The organism is Lysobacter sp. S4-A87 (assembly GCF_022637455.1).
Taxonomy (GTDB): Bacteria; Pseudomonadota; Gammaproteobacteria; order Xanthomonadales; family Xanthomonadaceae; genus Lysobacter_J.
Window position 1 is genome coordinate 3,248,336 of sequence record NZ_CP093341.1, and the last position, 13,864, is coordinate 3,262,199.

At 68.3% G+C, this 13,864-nt stretch carries 12 protein-coding genes and 1 other RNA gene; 11 read left to right on the plus strand and 2 right to left on the minus strand.

Translation table 11 applies throughout. The features are described from left to right. Nucleotides 1-10 precede the first annotated feature (10 nt). Together MNR01_RS14595 and MNR01_RS14600 are read right to left on the minus strand one after the other, a co-directional pair. The gene (locus MNR01_RS14595; protein WP_241918487.1) at nt 11-391 is read right to left on the minus strand and encodes a YraN family protein; all 381 of its coding nucleotides are present in this window, start codon (nt 389-391) and stop codon (nt 11-13) included. Further along, nucleotides 375-1,733, minus strand: a complete 1,359-nt coding sequence (locus MNR01_RS14600) for a penicillin-binding protein activator (protein ID WP_241918488.1) — start codon at nt 1,731-1,733, stop codon at nt 375-377. The genes MNR01_RS14595 and MNR01_RS14600 overlap by 17 nt, the downstream gene beginning before the upstream one ends. Before the next feature lie 102 nt (nt 1,734-1,835). On the opposite strand from MNR01_RS14600, the gene rsmI reads away from it, so the two are divergent. The 11 genes from rsmI (at nt 1,836) to murG (ending at nt 13,803) form a co-directional block, all read left to right on the plus strand. Next, a complete protein-coding gene (gene rsmI, locus MNR01_RS14605; RefSeq protein WP_241918489.1) occupies nt 1,836-2,690 on the plus strand; it encodes a 16S rRNA (cytidine(1402)-2'-O)-methyltransferase in 855 nt (284 codons plus the stop codon). 209 nt (nt 2,691-2,899) lie between these two features. Next, nucleotides 2,900-3,255, plus strand: an RNA gene (gene rnpB, locus MNR01_RS14610) — RNase P RNA component class A. Between the two features lie 561 nt (nt 3,256-3,816). Next, the gene (gene mraZ, locus MNR01_RS14615; protein WP_241918490.1) at nt 3,817-4,263 is read left to right on the plus strand and encodes a division/cell wall cluster transcriptional repressor MraZ; all 447 of its coding nucleotides are present in this window, start codon (nt 3,817-3,819) and stop codon (nt 4,261-4,263) included. An 11-nt stretch (nt 4,264-4,274) separates the two neighbouring features. Beyond that, a complete protein-coding gene (gene rsmH / locus MNR01_RS14620; protein WP_241918491.1) occupies nt 4,275-5,237 on the plus strand; it encodes a 16S rRNA (cytosine(1402)-N(4))-methyltransferase RsmH in 963 nt (320 codons plus the stop codon). 2 nt (nt 5,238-5,239) lie between these two features. Beyond that, the gene (gene ftsL, locus MNR01_RS14625) at nt 5,240-5,503 is read left to right on the plus strand and encodes a cell division protein FtsL (RefSeq protein WP_241920641.1); all 264 of its coding nucleotides are present in this window, start codon (nt 5,240-5,242) and stop codon (nt 5,501-5,503) included. After that, nucleotides 5,500-7,428, plus strand: a complete 1,929-nt coding sequence (locus MNR01_RS14630) for a penicillin-binding protein 2 (RefSeq protein ID WP_345779016.1) — start codon at nt 5,500-5,502, stop codon at nt 7,426-7,428. The genes ftsL and MNR01_RS14630 overlap by 4 nt, the downstream gene beginning before the upstream one ends. Then, nucleotides 7,425-8,897 (plus strand): UDP-N-acetylmuramoyl-L-alanyl-D-glutamate--2,6-diaminopimelate ligase, encoded by a 1,473-nt coding sequence (locus tag MNR01_RS14635; RefSeq protein WP_241918492.1) that lies wholly within the window; start codon nt 7,425-7,427, stop codon nt 8,895-8,897. Before MNR01_RS14630 ends, MNR01_RS14635 begins: the two co-directional genes overlap by 4 nt. Beyond that, nucleotides 8,894-10,312, plus strand: a complete 1,419-nt coding sequence (gene murF / locus MNR01_RS14640; RefSeq protein ID WP_241918493.1) for a UDP-N-acetylmuramoyl-tripeptide--D-alanyl-D-alanine ligase — start codon at nt 8,894-8,896, stop codon at nt 10,310-10,312. The genes MNR01_RS14635 and murF overlap by 4 nt, the downstream gene beginning before the upstream one ends. After that, nucleotides 10,302-11,387, plus strand: coding sequence for a phospho-N-acetylmuramoyl-pentapeptide-transferase (gene mraY, locus MNR01_RS14645; RefSeq protein ID WP_241918494.1), 1,086 nt, complete (start codon nt 10,302-10,304; stop codon nt 11,385-11,387). Before murF ends, mraY begins: the two co-directional genes overlap by 11 nt. Beyond that, on the plus strand, nt 11,387-12,706 hold the full coding sequence (gene ftsW / locus MNR01_RS14650; RefSeq protein ID WP_241918495.1) for a putative lipid II flippase FtsW: 1,320 nt from the start codon (nt 11,387-11,389) through the stop codon (nt 12,704-12,706). Before mraY ends, ftsW begins: the two co-directional genes overlap by 1 nt. Then, complete coding sequence (gene murG / locus MNR01_RS14655) at nt 12,703-13,803, plus strand: undecaprenyldiphospho-muramoylpentapeptide beta-N-acetylglucosaminyltransferase (RefSeq protein ID WP_241918496.1); 1,101 nt, start codon at nt 12,703-12,705, stop codon at nt 13,801-13,803. Before ftsW ends, murG begins: the two co-directional genes overlap by 4 nt. Nucleotides 13,804-13,864: the final 61 nt, after the last annotated feature.

A 13,864-nucleotide genomic window follows, 5' to 3' on the forward strand; every position in this document is an offset into this window, starting at 1 on the left:
TGGGCATGTGTCAGCAGTCGTCGGCGCGGAACGCGTCGCGCAGCCAGTTGAAGCGCGGTGCCTGCGGATCGCCCTCGGCTTCGATCACGTCGAAACGGCAGGCGCCATCGGCGTAGCGGCGATTCCTTGCGAGGAAGGCCATCGCCGCGCGAACCAGCTTGCGGCGTTTGCGCACGTCGACCGAGTCGGCGCCGCCGCCGAAGCGGGAGCTGCGCCGGAACCGGACTTCGACGAACACCAGCGTGATGCCGTCGAGCATCACCAAATCTAGTTCGCCGACGCGGTAGTTGGCGTTCGCGGCTACGTCGCGCAGCCCTGCGTCGATGAGGTATTGGCGCGCGGCGGCTTCCACCGCCGCGCCTTTGCTGCGCTGGTCAGCGCTGGAAGGCATTGAGCAGCGGCACGGCGACGCCGGCGCTGAACGTCGACCATGCCGGCGTGCGCAGCACGTTGCCGAAGCCATCCAGGCGCAGCGTGCCGGTCGCGCCGTCGATCTTGCCGTCGGCACTGGTGGCCAGCCGCTGCAGGTAGGCGGTGATCTGCCAGGCATCGAAGCCGAATGCGAACAGGCGCGCACCGCCACCCTTCGCGCTCGACAGTTGCGCGCCGACGTTGCCTGCCGGCGGCAGGCCGGCGACGCCGCGCGTGGTCCACACGTCGCTCGGGAAGATGATGCCGTCGAGGATGCGATCCTCTTCAGGCTTGCCCGTGCCCGACAGCACCTGAGAGGTGGCAACGCGCGGCTTGCCGGCCAGGCCGGCCAGCGCGAGCTTCGGCATCAGCGTGCGTGCATTGCTGCCCTTGATGGCCAGGAACACCGCGTCGACGCCGCCGGCCTTCTGCGCATACGGCGCGAGGTCGGCGATGCCTTCGCTGACGACGTCAGTGACTTCGCCGCCGCGTTCGACAAGGCGATCACGCAGGCTGGTGACGGCACGTTGCTGGGAGTCGTCGCTGCCGCCGATCACCAGCACGCGGCGCGCACCGCGGCCGAGCAGGTATTCGGCTGCGGCAATGCCTTCGTCTTCCGGCGACAGCGAGAAGCTGGCATTGCCGTTCGGCGGCGAGACGTCGCCACGGTTGAGCGCGAGCACCGGCACCGGCAGCGCGGCCTTGCCGAACAGCGCGTTGACTTCATCGCGGCCGAGCGGGCCGATGACGAAATCATTGCCTTCCGCAGCGGCCAGGTCGTAGGCCGCCAGCGCGCCGCCGGTGGTGCCGGCGGTGTCGTAGAAGCTGATGTCGGGGCGGCGGCGGGCTTCGCCGTAGTAGCCGGCGAGGAGGCCGTCGCGCACCGGCGTCGCCGGCACCGCGAGACTGCCCGACATCGGCAGCAGCACGGCCAGCTTCACCGGCGGGCGGTAGCCGTCGCTGTCGGCCGGCGGACGATTGGCGGCATCGAAGTGCCAGGCGCTGCGGTCGAACGGGCGCGGCAGCGGCAAGCCACGGCGCAGCAGCGCCTGGCCGACATAGTTGTAGAGCGGGTCGCCTGCGGCCAGGGCCGCGGCTTCGCGGGTGAGGGTGGGGTTGTCGAGCTGTGCCAGCAGGCGCTCGATCTGGCGATCGTTGGCGGTGCGCGCCGGTCCGGCCAGGGCGGCGCCGCTGCGGGCCAGTTCGCCGGCCTGCGCAATGGTGGCGTTGTGGCTGGCCTGCGACGTCGTGCCGGTCTGGCTGACCGTGGCGCAACCGCCGAGCAGGGCGGTGCTCATTGCCGCGGCGAAGATCCATTTCATCGCCCATCGATTCGAAGCTAGGCTCATCGGCATGCTTTCGCCGCGACGCGGCGTTCCTGAGGGACCGGTTAGGATTCTACCCGGCCCCATCGCAGACGCACGATGCCTACGTCCCAAGCAGCAAATCTCCCACCTCCGGGAATCCTCCATGTCGTGGCTACGCCGATCGGCAACCTTGGCGATCTTTCCGCGCGCGCGCTGGAGACCCTGAAGACGGTGAGCGCGATCTGCGCCGAGGACACCCGCCACACCCGCCAGTTGCTCTCGCATTTCGGCCTGGAGCGGCCGTTGCTGGCCTTGCACCAGCACAACGAGGACGCGCAGGCGGCGCAGCTGGTGGCGCGCCTGCTTGGCGGAGAGTCGCTGGCACTGGTTTCCGATGCGGGCACGCCGCTGGTGAGCGATCCGGGTTTTCGCCTGGTCCGCGCCGCGCGTGCGGCGGGAGTACGCGTCTCGCCCGTACCGGGTGCCTGCGCGGCGATTGCGGCGCTCAGTGTTGCCGGCGTGCCCAGCGACCGTTTCGTCTTCGAAGGATTCCTGCCGGCCAAGGGTTCGGCGAGGCGCGAGCGCCTGTCGCGCTTGGCTGGCGAGCCGCGCACGCTGATCTTCTATGAGTCGGCGCACCGCATCGAGGAGTCGCTGGAAGACCTGGCGGCGGCGTTTGGCGGCGACCGCGTGGCAGTGGTCGGTCGCGAGCTGACCAAGCTGTTCGAGACGGTCCTGGATGGCAGCCTGGACGAGTTGAAGGCACGCGTGGCGGCCGACCCCAACCAGCGCAAGGGCGAATTCGTGGTGATCGTCGAAGGCGCGGGCGACGACGCCGATGCCAGCATCGCCGAGGGCAGGCGCCTGTACGCCAAGCTCAGCGAGCACCTCAAGCCCTCACAGGCAGCCAGACTGGCGGCCGAGCTGAGCGGCGCACCGCGCAAGGCCCTGTACAACTCCGACGAAAGCTGAAGCCACACGTAGCCCGGGTAAGCGAAGCGCACCCGGGACCCGGTCTGACGCCTGGGGATCGCCGCTGCGCAGGACGAAGCAACAGCCCCCTTTAGTAAAGGGGGCGCCGCGGCAGCGGCAGGGAATTGGGGGCCATTCGGTCGGGGCCCGAAGTTTGCACAGCAAACTTTGGGGGTATTCACTGCGAAGGCAGTAGAATCACCACCGGCGGAGTCGGCCAGGCAGTCGCGTCATCCCTTCGGGGGTGCCGAGGAAAGTCCGGGCTCCACAGGGCACGGTGCCAGGTAACGCCTGGGCGGCGCAAGCCGACGGAAAGTGCAACAGAGAGCAGACCGCCGAACGGCGTCGCAAGACGTGCGTGGTAAGGGTGAAACGGTGCGGTAAGAGCGCACCGCGAGTCTGGCAACAGACCGGCACGGCAAACCCCACCGGGAGCAAGACCAAATAGGGAGGCAATGCCGCGGCCCGCGGTGTCTCCGGGTAGGTTGCTTGAGCGTAGCGGTGACGCTGCGCCTAGAGGAATGACTGTCCACGACAGAACCCGGCTTACAGGCCGGCTCCGCCGCCTGCTCTTTTCGCGCTTCGCGCTCTAAAGAGCCCCAAGTTGCTTGCGCAACTCGGGCCCCAGGCTTTTTGCCTCCAGTTCCCTGCCGCTGCCGCGGCGCCCCCTTTACTAAACGGGGCTGTGGCTTTGGTTGTGGTTGCTGGTAGCTGGCCCCTGGCCCCTGGCCCCTGGCCCTGCCCGGGTTGGAGGGGGCAAATGGTGGGTCTGGCTCACTCATAGACATCGCATATTCATTCTTAATGTGTGATCGCTATCGCAAATGGGGCGGTCGATGCTGCGGGGCAGCATGTGCGGGGCGTCTGCGGTCGGCTTTGCACAGGGTGGCGTCTCAACCCCTTCCAGTCTCAAAAAATGAGACTAAACAAAGGCTAGTGGATAAGTCTTGAATAAGACTGTGAAGTTCGCTGCAAGCCCTTGATGCGACTGGCGAAATTGTCGCTTCAAACTTGTTGACAACCCTGTGGGGCGTGCCTAAGGTGGGCATCTGAGGGAAAACCGGGTTTTTTGTGGTTTTTCAGTGACCAAGCCGCCCGCTTAGAGGTGGCCCCAACCAGGTGCTGAATGTTCCAGGGTGAGACCGCCATCACGATTGACGACAAGGGCCGGCTGGCGGTGCCCACCGTCTACCGTGACGCCGTCGCGCGTGAATGCGGCAACCGCCTGGTCATCACCTACAACCCGTTCGAGTCCGGCTCCCTCTACGTCTATCCGCTGGCGATCTGGGAACGCGTCCGCGACCAGGTCAATGCCCTGCCCAAGGCCAAGAAGGTCAACCGCAGCATGCAGTTGAAGCTGGTCGGCGCGGCGACATTCGTCGAGCTCGACGGCAATGGCCGCATCAGCATCCCGGCCAGCCACCGCGCCGCCGTCGGCATCGAGAAGAAGGCCGTGCTGCTGGGCATGGGCGACAAGTTCGAACTGTGGAGCGAGCAAGCGCACCACGCACAGATCCGTCAGACCATTTCTGACGACGATCTGAGCGAGGAGCTTCTCGACCTGCAGCTGTGACGGTGGGTGGCATGGAGCGCGGCGCGCTTTCCGGCCACCTTCCCGTGATGTACGCGCAGGTGCTCGACGGCCTGAACGTGCGCGGGAACGGAACGTACCTGGATGGGACGTTCGGGCGCGGCGGCCATGCGCGTGGCGTGCTGGAACAACTCGGCCCCGGAGGCCGGCTGCTGGTCATGGACAAGGATCCCGAAGCGATTGCCGTTGCCGAACGAGAGTTCGCCGCGGATCCGCGCGTGGCGATCTACCGTGGCAGCTTCGCCGAACTGGCGCAGTGGAACGAGACCGCTGCGGGCCTCGACGGCATCCTGTTCGACCTGGGCGTGTCGTCGCCGCAGCTCGATGTCGCCGAGCGCGGTTTCAGCTTCGGCAAGGACGGCCCGCTCGACATGCGCATGGATCCCGACAGCGGTCTGAGCGCAGCGCAGTGGCTGGCCCAGGCCGATGAGCGCGAGATTGCCGACGTGCTGTGGACCTACGGCGAAGAGCGCATGAGCCGCAAGATCGCCCGCACGATCGTGGCCCGTCGCAGCGAGCAGCCGTTGCTGCGCACCGCGCAGCTGGCCGACCTGATCGCCTCGGTGATGCCGCGCGGCGACAGCAAGATCCACCCGGCCACCCGCAGCTTCCAGGCGATCCGCATCTTCATCAACCGCGAGCTGGCCGATCTGGAGATCGGCCTCGATGCGGCGCTGGCGCGGCTCAAGCCCGGTGGCCGCCTGGCGGTGATCAGCTTCCATTCGCTGGAAGACCGCATCGTCAAGCAGTTCATCCTGCGCCACAGCAAGGCGCCACCGGCCAACCGGCGCATGCCGGTGGAAGTGGCGTTCACGCCGGTGCTGCTGGCGATCGGCTCGGCGCAGAAGGCTTTCGACGAGGAAACCTCGGTCAATCCGCGCGCCCGCAGTGCGGTGCTGCGCGTGGCCGAGAAGCTGCCGGTTGACGGCCCGGCGCACGGCAAGGAGGCGGCATGAGCATCGCCCGCCTGCTGCTGAGCGTGCTGGTAGTGGCCAACGTCGTGTCGGCACTGGCGGTCGTGCAGGCCCGTCACCAGCATCGCCAGCTGTTCGTCCAGCTCAGCCGCCTGGAGCGCGCCCGCGACGAGCTCAACATCGAGTTCGGCCGGCTGCAGCTGGAGCAGGCGACCTGGGCCGAAAGCAACCGCATCGACCAGGTCGCGCGTGACCGCCTCGGCATGAAGTTCCCCGAAGGCGCCGAAACCGTGGTGATCCGCCCATGAACGGCCGCAACGCCAAGCCTTCCGGCCGCCCCAGCCCGCTCGAGCGGCTGCTAGCGCTGCGCGAGAAGTTCGGCGGCGGCGAGCGCGACCGCGTCGCTGGCAAGGGCCGCGGCCGCACTTCCTTCAACCTGCGCAACCGTTTGCTGATCGTCGGCACCGCGCTGGGCGTGTGCTCGCTGGCGCTGGTCGCGCGCGCGCTGGACCTGCAGGTCATCAGCAACGACTTCTACCGCCAGCAGGGCGATGCCCGTTCGCTGCGCGAGATTCCGATCCCGACCTCGCGCGGCATGATCACCGACCGCAACGGCGAGCCGCTGGCGGTGTCGACGCCGGTCGAGTCGATCTGGGCCAACCCGCAGGAACTGCTGGCCAACCCGGCCCGCATCCCGCAGCTGGCCAAGGCGCTGGGTGTTTCGCGCGAGGCGCTGACGCGCAAGCTCAGCCAGCGCGCCGACAAGGAATTCGTCTACCTCAAGCGCCGGATCAATCCGGACGAGGCGCGCCGGATCCTTGCCTACAAGACCCCGGGCGTGTTTTCGCAGCGCGAGTTCCGTCGCTTCTACCCGCAGGGCGAGGCGATGTCGCACATCCTCGGGTTCACCAACATCGACGACCTCGGCCAGGAAGGCCTGGAGCTGGCGTTCGACGACTGGCTGCGCGGCAAGCCTGGTGCCAAGCGCGTGATCCGCGATGGTGCCGGACGCATCGTCGAGAGCGTCGACCTGGTCAAGCCGGCCGAGCCGGGCCACGACCTGACCCTGACCATCGATCGCCGCATCCAGTACCTGGCATTCCGCGAGCTGCGCGGCACGTTGCAGCGCACCGGTGCCAGCAGCGGCTCGGTGGTCGTGCTCGACATCGCCACCGGCGAAGTGCTGGCGATGGCCAACCTGCCGACCTACAACCCCAACGCGCTGAGCGTCGGCAATCCCGACACGCACCGCAACCGCGCCGTCACCGACGTGATCGAGCCGGGCTCGACGATGAAGCCGCTGACCGTCGCCGCCGCGCTCGAAGCCGGCGTCATCACCGCGCATTCGACCTTCGACACCAACCCGGGCTGGATGCCTAACGGCCGCTACCGCACCACCGACCACCGCAACTACGGTGTGCTCGACACCACCGGCGTGATCACCAAGAGCTCGAACATCGGCGCGGCCAAGATCGTCGCGCGGATCCCAAGCCAGAAGTACTACGACTTCCTGCACCGCTTCGGCTACGGTCGCAAGACCAACAGCGGCTTCCCCGGCGAGTCGTCGGGCGTGCTCGCGCCGCCGTCGCGCTGGAGCGGCACCACCAAGCAGACCATGTCCTACGGCTACGGCCTGTCGGCGACGCCGCTGCAGATCGCCCAGGCCTATGCGGCGCTGGGCAACGGCGGCCGGCTGATCACGCCGACGTTCGTCAAGGGCGGCGAGCAGCACGAGCCGGTGCAGGTGCTCGATCCGGCGATCGCCGGCCAGATCATGCGGATGATGCAGACGGTGACCGAGCCGGGCGGCACCGCCACGCAGGCAGCGATCCTCGGCTACCACGTCGCCGGCAAGACCGGCACGGCGCGCAAGTTCAACGACACCGGCGGCTACTCGCGCCGTTACGTGTCGTTCTTCGCCGGCGTGGTACCGGTCAACAATCCGCGCTTCTCGATGGTGGTGGTCGTCAACGATCCCGATCCGGCGAAGGGCTATTACGGCGGTTTCGTCTCCGGTCCGGTGTTCAAGAACGTCATGGAGGGCGCGCTGCGCCTGATGGACGTTGCGCCCGACGACATCGACACCTGGATGGCGGCACAGGCCGAGGCCGAGGCCAAGCGCGCCAGGGCCAACGGCGGCAAGCCGTCCGGCGCGGTGTTGCCGGCGCCGGCGCAGGTGGCCGCCGTGCCGGTATCGACCGGCGTCGTGACCACGCCGGGAGGTGGCCGATGAGCCGCCTGATGACGCTTGCCGAACTGCTGCCCGACGTCGCCGGCATTCCGCCGCAGCTGCAGATCAGCGGGCTGGTACTCGATTCGCGTGCGGTGATGCCGGGTTACGCATTCGTCGCCATCGCCGGCTTCGGTGCGCACGGCCTGCGCTTCGTCGACCAGGCGCGCGCGGCGGGTGCGAGCGCGATCCTGTTCGAACCGCCGGCACCGGAAGACCTGCCGGCGCCCGCCGATGCCATCGCCGTGCCGGGCCTGCGTTCGCGCCTGGGCGAAATGGGAGATGCCTTCCACGGCCGCGCCACTGCGGCGATGGATGTGGTCGGCGTCACCGGCACCAACGGCAAGACCTCCACGGTGCAACTGCTCACGCAGGCCTGGCACCTGCGCGGCATCCGCAGCGGCAGCGTCGGCACGCTCGGTGCAGGCCTGTACGGCGAAGTCGTGCCGACCGGTTTCACCACGCCGCTGGTGCTGCAGACGCACGAACTGCTTGCGCGGATGCGCGACCAGGGTGCGCAGGCCATCGCCATGGAAGCCAGCTCGCACGCGCTCGACCAGGGGCGCGTGGACGGCGTGCATTTCGATGTCGCGGTGTTCACCAACCTCACCCGTGACCACCTCGACTACCACGGCGACATGGCCACCTACGGCGCCGCCAAGGCGCGGCTGTTCGCGTGGCCTGGCCTGTCGGCGGCGGTGATCAATCTCGACGACGAATTCGGCCGCGAGCTGATCGCGACGTTGCCCCCAGGCGTGCGCGCCATCGGCCTGAGCTCGCGCGGCGCGCAGGACGCGACGCTGCAGGCGCGTGAAATGCGCTTCGACAATGCCGGCATCGGCTTCGAGCTGGTGCACGAAGGCGAAGCCCATCCGGTCAGCTCGCCGCTGCTCGGCCGCTTCAACGTCGACAACCTGCTGGCGGTCGCCGGCACGCTGCTGGCGCTGGGCGGGCAGCCGGCGCAGATCGCGCAGGTGCTGTCGCAGCTGCAGCCGATCCACGGCCGCATGAACCGTCTTGGCGGCGATGGCGCACTGCCGCTGGTGGTGATCGATTACGCCCACACACCCGACGCCCTCGAGCAGGCGCTGACCTCGTTGCGTGCCCACGTGCAGGCACGCCTGCTGTGCGTGTTCGGCTGCGGCGGCGATCGTGATCGCGGCAAGCGCCCGCAGATGGCGGCAATCGCCGAGCGCCACGCCGACCTCGTGATCGTCACCGACGACAACCCGCGCTTCGAGAACGGTGACGTGATCGTCGACGACATCATGGCCGGCTTCGCCAATCCTGCCCTGGTCAGCGTGCAGCGCGACCGCGCTGCCGCGATCGCGCGCGCGGTGGGCATGGCCGGTCCCACCGACATCGTGCTGGTGGCCGGAAAGGGCCACGAGCCCTACCAGGACATCCAGGGCGTGCAGTACCCCTTCGACGATACCCAGGTCGCGCGCGCGGCCCTGGAGGCGCGGGCATGAAGCCGCTGCATCTGTCGCAGATCGCGCGCATGACCGGCGGCCGCCTGCATGGCGCCGACGTCGTGGTGACGACGGTTGCCACCGATACCCGCGCGCTGCCGCAGGGTGGGGCGGTGCTGTTCATTGCCCTCAAGGGCGAGCGCTTCGATGCGCACGATCATGTCGCCGCGCTGCCGGCCGACAAGGTCGCCGCGGTGCTGGTGTCGCGCCAGCTCGACATCGCGTTGCCGCAGGTGATCGTCGCCGATACCCAGCGCGCACTGGCCGACCTCGCGGCGGCAGTGCAGCGCACGCGAATCGACGGCGGCAGCGGCGAGAAGATCGTCGCCATCACCGGCAGCAACGGCAAGACCAGCGTCAAGGCGCTGACGCTGGCGATCCTCGAGCGGGTCGGCCCGACCTATGCCACGCCGGGCAACCGCAACAACGAGATCGGCCTGCCGCTGGCGGTGCTCGATGCGCCCGAGGGCGTGCAGTTCTCGATCTATGAGATGGGCGCCGGCCAGCCTGGCGACATCGCTTACCTGACCGCAGTCGTCCGTCCCGACGTCTCGGTGATCAACAACATCGCGCCGGGTCACCTGGAGCGCATGGGCAGCCTGCTCGGCGTCGCCGACACCAAGGCCGCGATCTACGATTCGCTGCCCGCCGATGGCGTGGCGGTGATCAACGCCGACGATGCCTTCGCACCGTACTTCGCAGAGCGTGCACACGGTCGCCGCCTGGTCCGCTTCGGCCTGGACGCGAGCGCCGACATCACCGCGCGCGACATCCAGGGCCAGGTCGACGGCTCGCGCTTCACCCTGGTGACGCCGCAGGGCGAGGGTGAGATCACGCTTGCCCTGCCGGGCCGCCACAACGTGCGCAATGCGCTGGCCGCAGCCGCGCTCGCGCTCGGTGTCGGTGCACCGCTGCAGGCGGTCGTCGAAGGTCTCAACTCGGCCAGGTCGGTGCCCGGTCGCCTGATCACGCACCGTCTCGACAACGGTGCGGTGCTGATCGACGACAGCTACAACGCCAATCCCGGTTCGCTCGCGGCCGCCATCGACACGCTCTCGGAAGGCGGCGGCGAAGCCTGGCTGGTGCTGGGCGACATGCGCGAGCTTGGCGCCGACGCCGAGGCCATGCATGCCGAGGCCGGTCGCCGCGCCAAGAGCGCGCGCATCGCGCGGCTGTTCACGCTGGGCCAGTTCAGTGCTGCGGCCGCCGCGGCATATGGCGAAGGCGCAACGCATTTCGAAACTCATGACGCGCTGGCTGACGCCCTGCGCGCCGAGCTGCACGACGGTGTTCGCGTGCTGGTGAAGGGCTCGCGCGGCAGCGCGATGGATCGGATCGTCGCTGCGCTGGTCGGACCTGCGTCGGCCGGATCCGCTACGCGCTCGGACAAGAAGGGGAATCCCGATGCTGCTTGAACTCACTCGCTGGCTGGAACAACTGCAGAGCCTGTTCGGTCTTTTCAGTTACCTGACCTTCCGCGGCATCCTCAGCGCGCTGACCGCACTGGCACTCTCGCTGTGGTGGGGGCCTGCCGTGATCCGTCGCCTCGGCCAGCTCAAGGGTGGCCAGCCGATCCGCAAGGACGGCCCGCAGTCGCACTTCTCCAAGGCCGGCACGCCGACCATGGGCGGTGCGCTGATCCTGATCGCCGTGATGGCATCGGTGCTGCTGTGGGGCGACCTGCGCAACAAGTACGTATGGACGGTGCTGCTGGTCATGCTCGCCTTCGGTGCGATCGGCTGGTACGACGACTGGATCAAGATCGTGCGCCGCGATCCGAACGGGCTGAAGTCGCGATGGAAGTACCTCGCACAGTCGGTCTTCGGCCTGGCTGCCGGCCTGTATCTCTATCTGTACGCGGACGTTCCGGCGGCCACGACCTTCTATGTGCCGTTCTTCAAGTCGATCGCCCTGCCGCTGGCCGGCATTGGCTTCGTCGCCATCGCCTACTTCTGGATCGTCGGCTTCTCCAACGCCGTCAACCTGACCGACGGCCTCGATGGCCTGGCGATCATGCCCACGGTGCTGGTTGCCTGCGCGCTGGGCATCTTCGCCTACGCCTCGGGCCACGCCGAGTTCTCCAAGTACCTGCAGATTCCGGCCGTGCCCGGCGCCGGTGAGCTGGTGATCATCTGCGCGGCCATCGCCGGCGCCGGCCTGGGCTTCCTGTGGTTCAACACCTACCCGGCGATGGTGTTCATGGGCGACATCGGCGCGCTGGCGCTGGGCGCCGTGCTTGGCACGATCGCCGTGATCGTCCGCCAGGAGCTGGTGCTGGTGATCATGGGCGGCATCTTCGTGATCGAGACGCTGTCGGTGATGATCCAGGTGGGCTCGTTCAAGCTCACCGGCAAGCGCGTGTTCCGCATGGCGCCGATCCACCACCACTTCGAGCTCAAGGGCTGGCCGGAGCCACGCGTGATCGTGCGCTTCTGGATCATCTCGGTGGTCCTCGTCCTGGTTGGCCTGGCGACGCTGAAGGTGCGCTGATGACCGACCTTTCGACCACTCGCCAGGCAACCCGCCTCGATGCGATCGGCGGCCACTTTGATCCGTGGCTGCTGGGCATCTCGTGCGCGCTCGCCTGCCTGGGCGTGGTCATGGTCGGCTCGGCATCGATCGGCGTCGCCGACGGTCACGATGTCGGACCGTTCTATTTCCTCAGCCGCCATGTCGTGTTCCTGGCCATCGGCCTGGTGATGGCGCTGTGGGTGATGCGCACCGAGCTCAAGACCATCGAGCAGCACAACCAGTGGCTGTTGCTGGTCTGCTTCGTGTTGCTGATCGCGGTGTTCATGCCCGGCATTGGCCGCAGCGTCAACGGCGCACGGCGCTGGTTGAACCTGGGCGTGTCGAACTTCCAGGCGGTCGAGGCGGTGAAGCTGCTCTACATCGTCTGGCTGGCCAGCTACCTCAAGCGTTACAGCGAGGAAGTGACCGCGACCTGGGGAGCGATGCTCAAGCCGATCGGCGTGGCCGTCAGCCTGGTGGTGCTGTTGCTGCTGCAGCCGGACTTCGGTTCGTCCTCGCTGATCCTGGCCGTCACTGCAGGCATGCTCGTGCTCGGCGGCGTCAACATGCCGCGCATGTTCGGCCCGGTGCTGGTCGGCCTGCCGCTGCTGGCAATCGTGGCGATCGCCGAACCCTACCGCGTCACCCGCCTGACCTCGTTCCTCGATCCGTGGCAGGACCCGTTCAAGACTGGCTACCAGCTGACCAATGCGCTGATGGCCGTCGGTCGCGGCGAGTGGCTGGGCGTCGGCCTGGGCGCATCGGTGCAGAAGCTGTCGTACCTGCCCGAGGCGCATACCGACTTCATCATGGCGGTGATCGCCGAAGAGTTCGGCTTCCTCGGCGTGTGCACGGTGGTCGCGCTGTATGCCGGCCTGGCCGGCCGCGCGTTCTGGCTGGGCCTGAAGTGCGTCGAGATGCGCCGCCACTTCGCCGGCTACTGCGCGTTCGGCATCGCGCTGTGGATGAGCCTGCAGAGCTTCGTCTCGATCGGCGTCAACCTCGGCCTGCTGCCGACCAAGGGCCTGACGCTGCCGATGGTGTCCTACGGCGGTTCGAGCGTGATCATGACCTGCGCCGCGCTGGGCCTGCTGCTGCGCGTGTCCTACGAACTCGACCGCGCCCAGCGCCAGGTCGCCCGCGTGCGCAACGAAACCACGCCGCCGCCGGCCGTTTCGGCGCCGCTGGCAACGTCGGCGCCGATTGCCACTTCGCAGTCCAAGCGTCCCGGCGAAGCCGTGCGCGGCACCAGCCGCCTGCGCCAGCGCGTCGAACCCACCCTCGGGAGGATCGCATGAAGAGCGCTGCGACCGACTCCGACCTGCATCCGGTGATGATCCTCGCCGGCGGCACCGGTGGGCACATCTTCCCGGGCCTGGCCGTCGCGCGTGAACTCAAGGAACGCGGCGTCCCGGTGCTGTGGCTCGGTGCCGAAGGCGGCATGGAAACGCGCCTGGTGCCGCAGCACGACATCGCCATCGACACGATCGCGGTCAGTGGCATGCGCGGCAAGGGCATCGGCACATTGCTGGCGACGCCTTTCCGCCTGATCGGCGCCGTGCGCGCCGCGTTGCAGACACTGCGCGAGCGCCAGCCGCGCGCCGTCGTCAGCTTCGGCGGCTATGCCGCCGGCCCCGGCGGCATAGCCGCGCGCATCGCCGGCGTCCCGCTGCTCGTGCACGAACAGAACCGCGCCCCCGGCCTGACCAACCGCGTGCTGGCGCGCTTCGCGCGCCACGTACTGACGGGGTTCCCCGGCACGTTCCCGAACCTCAAGGAAGAAGTGGTCGGCAATCCGGTGCGCAGCGAGATCGCCGCGGTGATGCCGCCGAGCGGTCGCTTCGCCACCCGCACCGGCCCGATCCGGCTGCTCGTCCTCGGCGGCAGCCAGGGCGCACGCGCACTGAACCTGGCCATGCCCAAGGCCGTCGCCGGCCTGCGCGGACGCCTGGCCTGCGAAGTGCGCCACCAGAGCGGCGAGAAGATGCGCGAGGAAGCCGAGCAGGCGTACGCCAAGGTCGGCGTCAATGCATCGGTGGAACCGTTCATCGCCGACATGGCCGCTGCGTACGCCTGGGCCGACCTGGTGATCTGCCGCGCCGGCGCGCTGACCCTGGCCGAGCTGTGCGCGGTCGGCGTCGGCAGCGTGCTGGTGCCGTTCCCGCAGGCGGTCGACGACCACCAGACCAAGAACGCGCAGTACCTGGTCGATCGCGGCGCGGCATTCCTGGTGCCGCAGGGCATCGGCAACGACCTGGGCGACCGCATCTCGGCCACGATCGAAATCCTCGGCGAGCGCGGCGCATTGCTGCAGCTTGCACAAAGCGCGCACGCGATCGCCCGGCCCGACGCCGCCAAGCGTGTCGCCGATGCCGTCATGGAGGTGGTGCAATGAACCGCCTGGCTCCCTGCAATCCCACCCTCATCCAGCTCCACGGAAACACGCCATGAGTACC

What these genes read in the sequence shown, in the direction of transcription:
- MNR01_RS14595 (WP_241918487.1), bottom strand. Translation starts at nt 391, where the DNA reads ATGCCTTCCAGCGCTGACCAGCGCAGCAAAGGCGCGGCGGTGGAAGCC.
- MNR01_RS14600 (WP_241918488.1), bottom strand. Translation starts at nt 1,733, where the DNA reads ATGAAATGGATCTTCGCCGCGGCAATGAGCACCGCCCTGCTCGGCGGT.
- rsmI (WP_241918489.1), top strand. Translation starts at nt 1,836, where the DNA reads ATGCCTACGTCCCAAGCAGCAAATCTCCCACCTCCGGGAATCCTCCAT.
- mraZ (WP_241918490.1), top strand. Translation starts at nt 3,817, where the DNA reads ATGTTCCAGGGTGAGACCGCCATCACGATTGACGACAAGGGCCGGCTG.
- rsmH (WP_241918491.1), top strand. Translation starts at nt 4,275, where the DNA reads ATGGAGCGCGGCGCGCTTTCCGGCCACCTTCCCGTGATGTACGCGCAG.
- MNR01_RS14630 (WP_345779016.1), top strand. Translation starts at nt 5,500, where the DNA reads ATGAACGGCCGCAACGCCAAGCCTTCCGGCCGCCCCAGCCCGCTCGAG.
- MNR01_RS14635 (WP_241918492.1), top strand. Translation starts at nt 7,425, where the DNA reads ATGAGCCGCCTGATGACGCTTGCCGAACTGCTGCCCGACGTCGCCGGC.
- murF (WP_241918493.1), top strand. Translation starts at nt 8,894, where the DNA reads ATGAAGCCGCTGCATCTGTCGCAGATCGCGCGCATGACCGGCGGCCGC.
- mraY (WP_241918494.1), top strand. Translation starts at nt 10,302, where the DNA reads ATGCTGCTTGAACTCACTCGCTGGCTGGAACAACTGCAGAGCCTGTTC.
- ftsW (WP_241918495.1), top strand. Translation starts at nt 11,387, where the DNA reads ATGACCGACCTTTCGACCACTCGCCAGGCAACCCGCCTCGATGCGATC.
- murG (WP_241918496.1), top strand. Translation starts at nt 12,703, where the DNA reads ATGAAGAGCGCTGCGACCGACTCCGACCTGCATCCGGTGATGATCCTC.